10 protein-coding genes are annotated in these 12,319 nt (G+C 71.9%); 2 read left to right on the top strand and 8 right to left on the bottom strand.

Features of this window, described 5'->3' with window-relative positions; translation table 11 throughout:
• Positions 1-5 precede the first annotated feature (5 nt).
• Positions 6-203, bottom strand: a complete 198-nt coding sequence (locus VME70_15650; protein HTW21629.1) for a DUF3046 domain-containing protein — start codon at positions 201-203, stop codon at positions 6-8.
• A gap of 55 nt (positions 204-258) precedes the next feature.
• Here VME70_15650 and VME70_15645 point away from each other — a divergent pair, with 55 nt between their 5' ends.
• A complete protein-coding gene (locus tag VME70_15645; GenBank protein ID HTW21628.1) occupies positions 259-4,638 on the top strand; it encodes a DEAD/DEAH box helicase in 4,380 nt (1,459 codons plus the stop codon).
• Positions 4,639-4,664: 26 nt separating this feature from the next.
• The gene (locus VME70_15640) at positions 4,665-5,492 is read left to right on the top strand and encodes a DNA-formamidopyrimidine glycosylase family protein (GenBank protein ID HTW21627.1); all 828 of its coding nucleotides are present in this window, start codon (positions 4,665-4,667) and stop codon (positions 5,490-5,492) included.
• On the opposite strand, the gene VME70_15635 is transcribed toward VME70_15640, so the two are convergent.
• The 7 genes from VME70_15635 to VME70_15605 all read right to left on the bottom strand — a co-directional run bounded on the left by VME70_15635 (position 5,438) and on the right by VME70_15605 (position 12,305).
• Positions 5,438-6,034 carry a helix-turn-helix domain-containing protein gene (locus VME70_15635; protein HTW21626.1) on the bottom strand — a complete coding sequence of 199 codons (597 nt, stop codon included), beginning with the start codon at positions 6,032-6,034 and terminating at the stop codon, positions 5,438-5,440. The two genes, VME70_15640 and VME70_15635, sit on opposite strands and share 55 nt — an antisense overlap.
• 1 nt (position 6,035) lies before the next feature.
• Positions 6,036-6,443 (bottom strand): helix-turn-helix transcriptional regulator, encoded by a 408-nt coding sequence (locus tag VME70_15630; protein ID HTW21625.1) that lies wholly within the window; start codon positions 6,441-6,443, stop codon positions 6,036-6,038.
• Positions 6,444-6,929 carry a CinA family protein gene (locus tag VME70_15625; protein HTW21624.1) on the bottom strand — a complete coding sequence of 162 codons (486 nt, stop codon included), beginning with the start codon at positions 6,927-6,929 and terminating at the stop codon, positions 6,444-6,446.
• On the bottom strand, positions 6,926-7,525 hold the full coding sequence (gene pgsA / locus VME70_15620; protein ID HTW21623.1) for a CDP-diacylglycerol--glycerol-3-phosphate 3-phosphatidyltransferase: 600 nt from the start codon (positions 7,523-7,525) through the stop codon (positions 6,926-6,928). The genes VME70_15625 and pgsA overlap by 4 nt, the downstream gene beginning before the upstream one ends.
• Before the next feature lie 68 nt (positions 7,526-7,593).
• Positions 7,594-8,967, bottom strand: a complete 1,374-nt coding sequence (rimO, locus tag VME70_15615) for a 30S ribosomal protein S12 methylthiotransferase RimO (protein ID HTW21622.1) — start codon at positions 8,965-8,967, stop codon at positions 7,594-7,596.
• A 20-nt stretch (positions 8,968-8,987) separates the two neighbouring features.
• Positions 8,988-9,770: a RodZ domain-containing protein gene (locus tag VME70_15610; GenBank protein HTW21621.1), complete on the bottom strand. Its 783-nt coding sequence runs from the start codon at positions 9,768-9,770 to the stop codon at positions 8,988-8,990.
• Between the two features lie 84 nt (positions 9,771-9,854).
• On the bottom strand, positions 9,855-12,305 hold the full coding sequence (locus VME70_15605; GenBank protein HTW21620.1) for a DNA translocase FtsK 4TM domain-containing protein: 2,451 nt from the start codon (positions 12,303-12,305) through the stop codon (positions 9,855-9,857).
• Between the last annotated feature and the right edge of the window lie 14 nt (positions 12,306-12,319).

Below are 12,319 nucleotides of genomic sequence, written 5' to 3'. Positions count from 1 at the left end.
TGTGCCTAGTGGCGTTGTGCGGCCGGGATCTCGAAGTGCTCGCAGACCGCCAGCCACACCTGCTTTGGGTCCTGACCGGCCTCGAGCGCCGCATCCACCGAGCGGTCACCGAGGGAATGGATCACCTGGTCGCGCGCGACGGATGCCGCGTACGCCGGACCGAACTCGGTCTGCATCCGTTCCCAGAACTCGGTGAGCCGCACGCGCCCACGCTACGTGGGTGCGCACGGTGTCAGGGGGTCGGACAAGAATGAGTGGATGAGCGGACTCGAGCGGTTCTCGGCGCCGACGCGCGAGTGGTTCCACTCGTCGTTCGCGGCGCCGACCGCTGCCCAGGCCGGCGCCTGGGACGCGGTCGCCGCCGGTCAGCATGCGCTGGTCATCGCGCCGACCGGCTCCGGGAAGACCCTGGCCGCGTTCCTGCACGCGATCGACCGGCTCACCAACGAAGCGCCACCGGCGGACCGGCAGCAGCGCTGCCGGGTCCTCTACATCAGCCCGCTGAAGGCGCTGGCGGTCGACGTCGACCGCAACCTGCGCTCGCCACTCGCCGGCATCCGCCACGCCGCGACCCGGCTCGGTACGACGGCTCGCGACGTCGAGGTCGCCATGCGCACCGGCGACACGACGGCCGCCGAGCGGCGCACCTTCCAGCGCACTCCCGCTGACATCCTGATCACGACGCCGGAGTCGCTGTTCCTCATCCTCACCAGCGCCGCGCGCGAGTCGTTGCGCGGCGTTGACACCGTGATCGTCGACGAGGTGCACTCGCTGGCCGGCGGCAAGCGCGGAGCGCATCTCGCGCTCAGTCTCGAGCGCCTCGATGAGCTGACCGAACGCCCGGCCCAACGGATCGGGTTGTCCGCGACCGTCCGACCGGTCGACGAGGTCGCGCGGTTCCTCGGCGGCCAGCACCCGGTCAGCATCGTCGCGCCGCCCGCGGAGAAGTCGGTCGAGGTCCGCATCGTCGTACCCGTGGAGGACATGACCGAGCCCGGCACCCAGGACGACACCGACCCGGTCGCGCGCTCGAGCCTGTGGCCGGCCGTCGAAGGGCGGATCGCCGACCTGATCGAGGCGCACCACAGCACGATCGTGTTCGCCAACTCGCGCCGGCTCGCCGAGCGGTTGACCACCCGGCTCAACGAGGCGGCGAGCGAGCGGGACCCGGAGGGTCGCGCGGTCGAGATCGCCCGCGCACACCACGGCAGCGTGAGCCGGGAGCAGCGCTCGCTGACCGAGGAAGCGCTCAAGCGCGGCGAGCTCCCGTGCGTGGTCGCGACCAGCAGCCTCGAGCTCGGCATCGACATGGGAGCGGTCGACCTGGTCGTGCAGGTCGAGCCGCCGCCGTCGGTGGCGTCCGGGCTGCAGCGGATCGGCCGCGCCGGCCACCAGGTCGGCGCGGTCAGCAGCGGCGTGCTGTTCCCGAAGCACCGCGGTGAGCTCATCCCGGCCGCTGTGATCGCCGAGCGCATGTCGCAGGGACGGATCGAGGCCCTGCGCGTCCCGCGCAACCCACTCGACGTGCTCGCCCAGCACATCGTGTCGATGGTCGCGATGGACGAGTGGACGGTGGGAGAGCTCGCGGCCGTCGTGCGCCGGGCGGCTCCGTTCGCCGGCCTTCCCGACTCGGCGTTGGACGCGACGCTGGACATGCTGGCCGGCCGCTACCCCTCCGACGAGTTCGCCGAGCTCCGACCGCGGATCGTGTGGGACCGCGTCACCGGCGCCCTCACCGCGCGGCCCGGAGCGCAGCGGCTAGCGGTGACGAGCGGCGGCACGATCCCCGACCGGGGCCTGTTCGGCGTGTTCCTGGTCGGTGAGCGCGCCAGCCGGGTGGGCGAGCTCGACGAGGAGATGGTGTACGAGTCCCGCGTCGGCGAGGTCTTCACCCTCGGCAGCAGCGCCTGGCGGATCGAGGAGATCACGCATGACCGGGTGCTCGTCTCCCCCGCACCCGGACAGACCGGACGGGTGCCGTTCTGGCACGGCGACTCGCTCGGGCGCCCGCTGGAGCTCGGCCGCGCGCTCGGCGCCTTCGTCCGCGACCTCCAGCGTCTCGACGATGCGGCGGCTCGGGACCGCCTGCACGAGCTCGGGCTCGACGAGTGGGCGGCGGACAACACCGTCGCGTATCTCGGCGAGCAACGGCGCGCTACCGGTCACGTGCCGGATGACCGCACGATCGTGGTCGAGCGCTTCCGGGACGAGCTGGGTGACTGGCGAGTGACCATCCACTCGCCGTTCGGCGCGCAGGTGCATGCGCCCTGGGCGCTCGCGATCCAGGCCCGCATGAGCGAACGCAGCGGCATGGACGTGCAGGTGATGCACACCGACGACGGCATCGTGCTGCGGCTGCCCGACACCGACGATGCGTTGCCGCCCGACCTCACGATCTTCGATCCGGAGGAGATCGAGTCGATCGTGACCCGTGAGCTCGGCGGCTCCGCGCTGTTCGCGTCCCGGTTCCGCGAGTGTGCGGCACGCGCGTTGCTCCTGCCGCGACGCAACCCGGGCCGGCGCTCGCCGCTTTGGCAGCAACGCCAGCGCTCGGCTCAGCTGCTGAGCGTCGCCGGGCAGTACGGCTCCTTCCCGGTCGTGCTCGAGACGATGCGCGAGTGCCTGCAGGACGTCTTCGACGTCCCCGGCCTGGCCGAGCTGATGCGAGATGTGGCCGCGCGACGCGTGCGCGTGGTCGAGGTCGAGACCCCGCAGCCGTCGCCGTACGCCCGCAGCCTGGTCTTCGGCTACATCGGGCAGTTCATGTACGAAGGGGACCAGCCGCTCGCCGAGCGCCGCGCCGCCGCTCTCGCCCTGGACTCGACCGTGCTCGCCGAGCTGCTCGGGTCGGTCGAGCTGCGCGAGCTGCTCGATCCGGTCGCCGTCGCCGAGGTGGAGGCCGAGCTCGGTTGGCGGACGCCCGAACGCCGGCTCGCCTCGGCGGAGGCGGTTGCCGACGCGCTGCGGGTGCTGGGCGACCTCTCGGACGAGGAGCTCGCCGAGCGAGGTGCGGAGCCAGGGTTCGCCCGCGAGCTCGAAGCGACCCGGCGTGCGATCGAGGTGCGGATCGGCGGCGAGACGCGCTGGCTCGCAATCGAGGACGCCGGACGAGTCCGCGACGCCCTCGGTACGCCGATGCCGGTGGGCGTGCCGGCCGCCTTCCTGGAGTCCGTCAACGACCCGCTCGGCGACCTGGTGTCGCGCTACGCCCGGCGCCGCGGGCCGTTCCACGCCGCCGACGCGGCCGCGCGGTTCGGGCTCGGAGTCGCGGTGGTCGAGCACGCGCTGCACCGCCTGGCCGCGACCGGCCGTTGCGTCCAGGGCGAGTTCCGCCCGGACGGCAGCGGTATCGAGTGGTGTGACGCCGAGGTCCTGCGCAGCCTGCGTCGACGCTCGATGGCCCGGCTGCGCAAAGAGGTCGAGCCGGTGCCCCCGGAGACCCTCGGCCGGTTCCTGCCGGCCTGGCAGGGCGTCGGCGTGCACGCCGGGCGTGGGCTCGACTCCTTGCTGCGCGCGGTCGAGCAGCTGGCGGGATCAGTGCTGCCGGCCTCGACCCTCGAGTCGATCGTGCTCCCGAGCCGGGTGGCCGACTACACACCGGCCATGCTCGACGAGCTGACCTCGACCGGTGAGGTGCTGTGGCTGGGCGAGGGTGCGCTGCCGGGAAACGACGGTTGGCTGTCGCTGCATCTGGCCGACACCGCGTCGCTGCTTATGCCGGTGCCCGACCAGCCGGCCGCAACTGCGCTGCACGCCGCGATTCTCGACGCGTTGTCCGGAGGCGGCGCGCTGTTCTTCCGCGCGCTCGCCGATCGTGCCGACGGCGCCGACGACCGCGCGGTGACCGAAGCGCTGTGGGACCTGGTGTGGACCGGCCAGGTCACCAATGACACCATCGCGCCGCTTCGCGCGCGGCTGAGCTCCGCACGAACCCGCCCGGTGCCGGCCCGCGCGCGGCGCCGCCCGCGACCGGCCGCCGGCACCCGGATCGGGCCGCCGACGACGGTCGGGCGATGGTCGGCCACTCCGGAGCGGATAGCCGACCCGACCCGGCGGCTGCATGCCGTCGCCGAGGGCCTGCTGGAGCGACATGGGGTGCTCACCCGCGGAGCGGTCGCGGCCGAACGCGTCCTCGGCGGTTTCGCCGCGGTCTACCCGGTGCTCCGGGCGTTCGAGGAGGCCGGGCGCTGCCGCCGGGGCTACTTCGTCGCCGGCCTCGGCGCCGCGCAGTTCGCGCTGCCCGGTGCGGTCGACCGGCTGCGGGCCGCAACGGCCGGCGACTGTGTCGTGCTCGCCGCGACCGATCCGGCGAACCCCTACGGTGCTGCGCTTGCGTGGCCGGAGCATGAGGGGGCCCACCGGCCCGGGCGCAAGGCGGGCGCCCTCGTGGTGCTCGTCGACGGCGCACTGTGCCTGTACGTCGAGCGCGGCGGTAAGTCACTGTTGTCGTGGAGCGAGGACCCGGCGCGGATCCAGCCGGCGGCGGACGCCCTCGCGCTCGCGGTCCGCGAGGGGTTGCTCGGCCGGCTTGCGGTCGAGCGCGCGGACGGTGCCTCGATCGTCGACTCGCCGCTCGGAGCGGCGCTGGCGACCGCTGGCTTTCACCCGACCCCACGCGGGCTACGACTCCGTGGCTGAGGGCGACACCATGGCTGACCGACACCGTGCCTGAGGGCGACACCGTCTGGCTCGCCGCCAAGCGGATGGATCTCGCCCTGGCCGGCCGGGTCCTGACCTACAGCGATTTTCGAGTGCCATCGCTCGCGACCGTCGACCTGTCCGGGCGGTCCGTCCGGGAGGTCGTGAGCCGCGGCAAGCACCTGCTGACCCGGCTCGACGGCGAGCTCACCCTGCACACCCACTTCCGGATGGACGGCACCTGGCGGCTGCACCGCATCGGCGTACGCCGCCGCGGCGGAGCGGCGCATGAGATCCGGGTCATCCTGCGCAACGAGGAGTGGGAGGCGGTCGGGTACCGGCTGCCGGTCGTGGATCTCCTCGAGACCCGACACGAGTCGCGGGTCGTCGGTCATCTCGGCCCGGACCTGCTCGGACCGGACTGGGACGCAGCGGTCGCAGTCGAGCGCCTGGCCGCCGCGCCCGGACGAGCGATCGGTGAGGCGCTGCTCGACCAGCGCAACCTCGCCGGGATCGGCAACCTCTACAAGGCCGAGGTGTTGTTCCTCTCCGGCCTCACTCCCTGGACCGACGTCGGTGAGGTTGCGGACGTGCCGCGGCTCGTCGAACGCGCCCGCCGGCTGATGCTCGCGAATCGCGACCATGACGCGCAGAGCACGACCGGCAACCTGCGCCGCGGGACGGAGCACTGGGTCTTCGAGCGATCCGGCCTCGGGTGCCGTCGCTGCGGAACGCGGATCCGGCAGGCGATGCAGGGCTCGCCGCCGTACTCCAGAGTCTGCTACTGGTGCCCGTCGTGTCAGACCGGGCCGGCACCCGCCGGCAGCAAAGCCCGGGCGAGCAGGTCGGCCTGAGTTCCGGGATCGACCCCCGGTGCCGCGATGAAGCCGGCCAGCCAACGCACCACCAAGTCGATCGACCCGGCGCTGGTCGCCACCCCCGCCGCGACCAGCACATCGCGAACCGACGAGCGGGCCAGGCCCCACAACGGCATGTCGGTCGGGGTCACCAGCACAGCGAGCACCGCAGGCTCGTCGGCGGCGACCCGGCGAAGCGCAGGATGCCCACCGATCCGGTCAGCCGCCAGGGCCAGCGCCTCGCTGAGGTCCTCGCGCGCGGCGGCCGTGCACTCCGCTGCGAGGCTGCGAATGCCGGCGTCGAGAGCTGCCGCGTAGACCGCTTCCTTCGCCCGGAAGTGGTTGTAGAGGGTCCCCTTGGCAATACCGGCAAGCGACGCGATGTCGGCCATGGTGGCCTTGCGGGCACCGTGCTTCTCGACCGCTCGCGAAGCACCATCGAGAACCGCCGTGCGCGTGCGCGCCATCGCGTTGCCGGCACGGCTGTGCAGGCCCCGCTCGTGAATCGGCGCCGCCGATGCGAAATGCGACGACGTCACGTCAGGCCGCGACGACCGGCAGGTGCAGTCCGAACCCGACTGACGCGACCGGCGCGACCGGCGCGACCGGGCGTGCGGGTTGCGGCACCCGGGGTGCGATGCCGGCAACCGGCCGCGCGGCCGGCAGCGACGCAGGTGCGAGCGTGAAGCCGACCGGGGCGAGCCGGCGGCGGCGGTCGTCACGGGCCAGGTCGTCGCTGACCTCGCGCAGCACCTCGGACAGCGTGATGTCGAGTGCGGTGCAGATCGACGCGAGCAGCTCGCTCGACGCCTCCTTGCGCCCCCGCTCCACCTCCGACAGGTAGCCGAGCGATACGCCGGCAGCGAGGCTCACGTCGCGCAAGGTCCGCGACTGCCGAAGCCGATGGCGACGAAGAACCTCACCGAGCGCTCGACGCAGCAGAAGCATTCACACACGGTACTCGCGCGCCGCAAGCGTGTCGCGCAAGAGGCCGAGCGCGACATCGACAGCGCCGGCCCGGATCTGCACGCGGTCGCCGGGCAGGACGTCGGAGACGACCTCGGTCAGGTCGCCGGGCCCCGCCAGCGCGACAAACAGCGTTCCGACCGGCTTGCCGTCCTGCGGGTCCGGACCGGCGACGCCGGTCAGTCCCAGCCCCCAGCTCGCACCGAGCCGGGATCGTGCGCCGCTCGCCAGCGCGCTCGCGACGTCCGGATCCACGGCGCCGCGATCTGCGAGCAGCGCCAACGAGACTCCCGCCAGCGACGCCTTCAGGTCGGTGGCGTAGACGATCAGTCCCCCGCGGTAGGTCGCCGACGCGCCGGGGACCGAGGTCAGCGCCGCACCGACCAGGCCCGCGGTCAGCGACTCGGCGGTCGCAACGGTCTCGTCATGCGCCAGCAGGATCTCGTGGATCTGCCGGGCGAGGCTCACGCCCGGCTCTCTCGCTTGCGCATCGCTCGTTCACTCGTGCGACGCAGCGTCAACGCCTTCGACACGTAGTCCCCACCTGTGGCCACGGTCAGGACCAGCGCGAGCCCGAGCACCCAGAAGCGCGCGGTCGCGGGCGCACCGGTCAGCGGCAGGATGTAGAGCGCGATCGCGATGTTCTGCAGCAAGGTTTTCAGCTTGCCGCCGCGACTGGCCGGAATCACGCCGTGCCTGATCACGAAGAAGCGCAGACCGGTGATTCCGAGCTCGCGTACCAACACCACGATCGTGACCCACCAGGCCAGCACCCCTAGTGCCGAAAGGCTGAGCAGCGCCGAGCCGGTGAGCGCCTTGTCCGCGATCGGGTCGGCGATCTTGCCGACCTCCGTGACCAGGTTGCGACGGCGCGCCAGGTCACCGTCGATCAGGTCGGTGATGCAGGCGGTCGCGAACGCGACGAACGCGGCAACCCGCCAGCCGTCGGAGTGCCCGCCGTCGTGGGCCACGAGCACCACGAACACGGGCACCAGCAGCAGGCGGAGAAGTGTCAGTGCATTGGCGATGTTCGCTACCGCCGCGCCGCTGATCGGGTCCCCCATCTGGTCGGGTCTCGGCGGGCTCAGCTTCGCGGGCACCAACCGCTGATGCCCGCTCCCCCCGTGATCGCTCACCCGGCCACCGCCACCAAGTCGACCCCGTCGGTCTCGGTCACTGTCGCGTACACGATGTCGCCGACGACCGGCTGTGCGGCACCGTGCACCGCGACCGCGCCGTCCACCTCGGGCGCCTGGTGCTCGGCATTGCCCTCGATGCAGCCGTCCGAGGCCGTAGCGAGCAGCACAGCAACCTGCTCACCGATCCGGTCCTCGGCGCGCTGAGCGACCAGCTCCTCGACCAGTCCGGCGATCCGCTCCACCCGTGCCGCAACCGCCTCGGCCGGAAGCTGGTCCGGCAGGCCGGCCGCCTCCGTTCCGTCCTCCGCGGAGTAGCCGAACACCCCGATCGCATCCAGCCGAGCCGCAGACAGGAAGCGCTCCAGCTCCTCGAGGTCCGCCTCGCTCTCACCGGGGAAGCCGACGATCACGTTGCTTCGCACGCCGGCGGTCGGCACCCGTGCGCGGATCGCAGCGAGCAGCTCGAGGAAGCGATCGGTGCTTCCGAAGCGCCGCATCCGGCGGAGCAGCGGCTCGCTCGAGTGCTGGAAGGACAAGTCGAAGTACGCCGCGACCCCGGGCGTGGCGGTCATCGTCTCGATCAGCGACGGCCGAAGCTCGGCCGGCTGGAGATACGAGACGCGCACGCGCTCGATGCCCTCGACCGCGGCCAGGCGAGGCAGCAGCTTCTCGAGCGCTCGAAGGTCCGCGAGGTCCTTCCCGTACGACGTGGAGTTCTCGCTCACCAGCACCAGCTCGCGGACACCGGTCGAGGCAAGCCAAGCCGCCTCGGCCACGATCTCCTCGGGCGGCCGGGAGACGAACGCGCCGCGGAAGCTCGGGATCGCGCAGAACGCGCACCGGCGGTCGCAGCCCGAGGCGAGCTTCAGTGGCGCGACCGGCCCGTTGCCGAGCCGCCGCCGCAGCACGCCCTGCGGACCACCCGCGTGTCCCGGGATGCCGACCTCGACCGATCCGAGTGGGCGCTCGACCGGCACGACCGGCAGCAACGTACGCCGGTCACGCGGCGTGTGCGGCACGAGTGGACGCCCGGCGAGCACATCGTCGAGCCGGTCGCCGATCGGCTCGTAGTCGTCGAAGCCGAGCACCGTGACCTCGGGCAGCTCGGCGGCGAGCTGCGCGCCGTACCGCTCGGCCAGGCACCCGACCGCAACCACCGGACGCCCGTCACCGGTGGCGCCGAGCAGCTCGTCGATGCTCTCCCGTTTCGCCGCGTCGACGAAGCCACAGGTGTTGACCATCACCACGTCGGCGCGTTCGGAGTCGGTGACCGACCAACCGGCCAGCTCGAGTCGCGCGGCCAGTTCTTCCGAGTCGACGTCGTTGCGCGCACAGCCCAGCGAGACGAGACGAACCGAGCGGGGCACCGTGCCAGGTTAGTGCGGCGTCAGGCCTGCTGGACGTTGTCGGCGCCCGGGCTCACGTCACCACGCGACACGTTGCCCGACGAGGGCGGCTCACCGATGTCATGGCCGTTGACGACGACATCGACAGCGGGAGCGTTGCCGATGACGAAGGTCAACCCGTGGCGGTTCGTGAACTTCTTCTGCTCACCGGGAGCGAGGATGCCCTCGAAGAGCAGCGTCCCCGTCTTCGACGTGATGGACAGCCAGGTGCGTCCGTGGATGGTGCGCACGAGCATCGTTGCGCGATCGGCTGCCTGCTGCACCGGTGGCTGAGTGCTCGGCGTGACGCTCGGCGGCGGCGTGGTCTGCTGGGTCGACACCGCCGGCGGCTTGTTGGCGTGCTGTCCCTTGTTGCCGCCGCCGCCGCGGTTGGCGATGAATGCCGCGATCGCGATCACGCAGACGACCGCAAGCGCCGTTGCCATCGCGGCCGTCCAGTTCGGGCGATGCCGCTCGGAGCGGCTCACGACGTCGGGATCGGTCGGCTGCGGCGCCACCACGGCCGCGACCGGGACGCGTTCGACCAGCGGATCGGGTTGATGCGCGGCGTCGAACTCCGCGACCAGCGGCACCGCGTCGACACCGAGCACCTTCGCGATGCTTCGGATGTGCCCGCGGGCATAGACCGCGCCGCCGCACAGCCGAAAGTCATCCGCCTCGATCCCGCGAATGACGGTCGAACGAATCCGAGTCTGTGCGGCTACGTCGTCGACCGATAGCCCTCGCGTACGTCGGGCGTGGGAAAGTGTCTCGCCGACGGTCACAAAACCGGCCTTCATAGGGTGCTGGTGCCGAGTCCAGTCTAGGTCGGCCGATTGGCCTCGGCAACGGGCCAAATCAGCGACCGCTCAGCCGCCTCGGAGAGTGGCCAGGATGCCCTCGAGCTCCTCCGGCCGGACCAGGACGTCGCGCGCCTTGGACCCTTCCGACGGGCCGACGACGCCGCGGCTTTCCATCAGGTCCATGAGCCGGCCCGCCTTCGCGAAGCCGACCCGCAGCTTGCGCTGCAACATCGAGGTCGAGCCGAACTGGGTGGTCACGACCAGCTCGACCGCCTGGCAGAGCAGGTCGAGATCATCTCCGATCTCCTCGTCGACCTCTCGGCGGCCGGCCGCCGGGGAGGCCACGTCCTCGCGGTAGACCGGCTGCATCTGCGCCGTACAGTGCTTGACCACCGCGTCGATCTCCCCGTCGGACACGTACGCGCCCTGCAGCCGGATCGGCTTGCTCTCGCCCATCGGCAGGAACAGCGCGTCACCACCGCCGACCAGCTTCTCGGCGCCGGGCTGGTCGAGGATGACACGGGAGTCCGCCAGGCTCGCGGTCGCGAACGCCAGCCGGCTCGGCACGTTCGCCTTGATCAACCCGGTCACCACGTCGACGCTGGGCCGCTGCGTCGCGAGGACCAGGTGGATGCCCGCCGCACGGGCGAGTTGTGTGATCCGCACGATGGCGTCTTCCACGTCGCGCGGGGCAACCATCATCAGGTCGGCCAGCTCGTCGACGACGACGAGGAGATAAGGATGGGAGCTGAAGGTGCGGTCACTGCCCGGCGGTGCGGTCAGCTTGCCCGACTTCAGCTTCGCGTTGAAGTCGTCGATATGGCGCACGCCGGCGGCTTCCATGTCGTCGTAGCGCAGCTCCATCTCGCGCACGACCCACTGCAGTGCCTCGGCGGCCTTCTTCGGGCTCGTGATGATCGGCGTGATCAGCTGTGGAATGCCCTGGTAGTGCGTGAGCTCGACCCGCTTGGGATCGATCAGCACCAGCCGCACCTCGTCGGGCGTCGACCGCGCGAGCACCGATGTGATCAACGCGTTGATGCACGTGCTCTTCCCTGCGCCGGTCGCACCCGCGATGAGGATGTGCGGCATCTTCGCGAGGTTCGCCGCGATGTAGCGGCCCTCGACGTCCTTGCCCAGCGCGGCGACCAGCGGGTGGTGGTCGCGACTCGCCACGGGTGAACGTAAGACGTCACCGAGGCTGACGGTCTCGCGGTCGACGTTGGGGATCTCGATACCGATCGCGGACTTGCCCGGGATCACGTCGATGATCCGCACGTCGGGGCTCTTCACGGCGTACGCGAGGTTGCGCTGCAGCGCCTTGATCCGCTCCACCTTGACGCCGGGCCCGAGCTCGACCTCGTAGCGCGTGACGGTCGGGCCGCGGGTGAAGCCGGTGACCGCCGCATCGACGTCGAACTCTCGGAAGACCTGCGTGAGTGCGTCGATGACGGCGTCGTTGGCCTTGCTCCGGGTCTTCGGCGCCGAGCCTTCGCGCAGGATCGACAGTGGCGGCAGCTGGTAGCTGCCGTCGCCGAGCCGCAGCTGCTTCACCGGCTTCGGCTCGACCGGTACGCCGGGTTCCGCGTCGGGCAGCGTGATGACCCGCGGGGGCTCGGCGTCCGCCTCTGACAACACCGGCGAGGCAGCGAACGGCTCGTCGGCGTCGGTCGGCATCGCCCGTCGCCGCAGCGACCGGCCCCGCTTGATCGGCTCGGTCGGCAGCATGCCGTCGTCGGGCTCGGGCGTCGGCTCCTGCGGCCGGCGACCGAAGGCGCGCAGCCGATCCGGGACGGCATGCAACGGGGTGCCGGTCACGACCAGCAGGCCGAACAGCCCGACCAGCACGAGGATCGGAACCGCGAGGTACGCCGTCAACGCCGTGCCCAGCGGAGAGCCGGCGAGCACGCCCAGCAGGCCACCGGCACCGCGGCGGGCGGCGGACCCGCTCGGGTCGCCGTGAGCGAGGTCGAGGATGCCGAGCAGGCCCACCGCGAGTGCGAGCCAGCCGATGACGACGCGGCCGCGCGGAGTGTCCGGTGGCGCCGGCCGGCGCAGCAGATGAACCGCGCCTGCGCCGAGCGCGATCGGAAGCACCATGACGCCCGATCCGCAGATCTCGCGCAGCGCGGAGGTCAGGTCGTGGCCGACCGGACCGGCCGAGTCGGCCCACGCTCCGAGCGCGACGACGAGCGCGGCGGCGAGGGTGAGCAGGCCGATCCCGTCGCGACGGTGGGCCGGATCGAGCTCACGCGCGCCGCCGCCGAGCGAGCGGGCCATCGCGCCCACCCCGTGAGCGATCAACATCCACAGTCCGAGCAACGCCCGGCCGAACGCGCGCAGCAGCCGGATCGGCAGGCTCGGACCTCGGCGTACCGGGCGCCGCCGAGCGGCCGGGCGCCGGGTTGCGGTCCGGCGGGAGGCCGGCTTCCGGGTGGTCGTCCGGCGCCGCGCGGGTGCCGCGCTCCTGGAGCGGGTGGCGGCCGGACGAGGGCGCGCGGAAGTCTTGGTTGCCACCCCGGCAGCCTATC

It is taken from the genome of Mycobacteriales bacterium (genome assembly GCA_035504215.1).
GTDB lineage: Bacteria > Actinomycetota > Actinomycetes > JAFAQI01 > JAFAQI01 > DATAUK01.
This window is presented reverse-complemented; position numbering and strand designations above follow the sequence as displayed.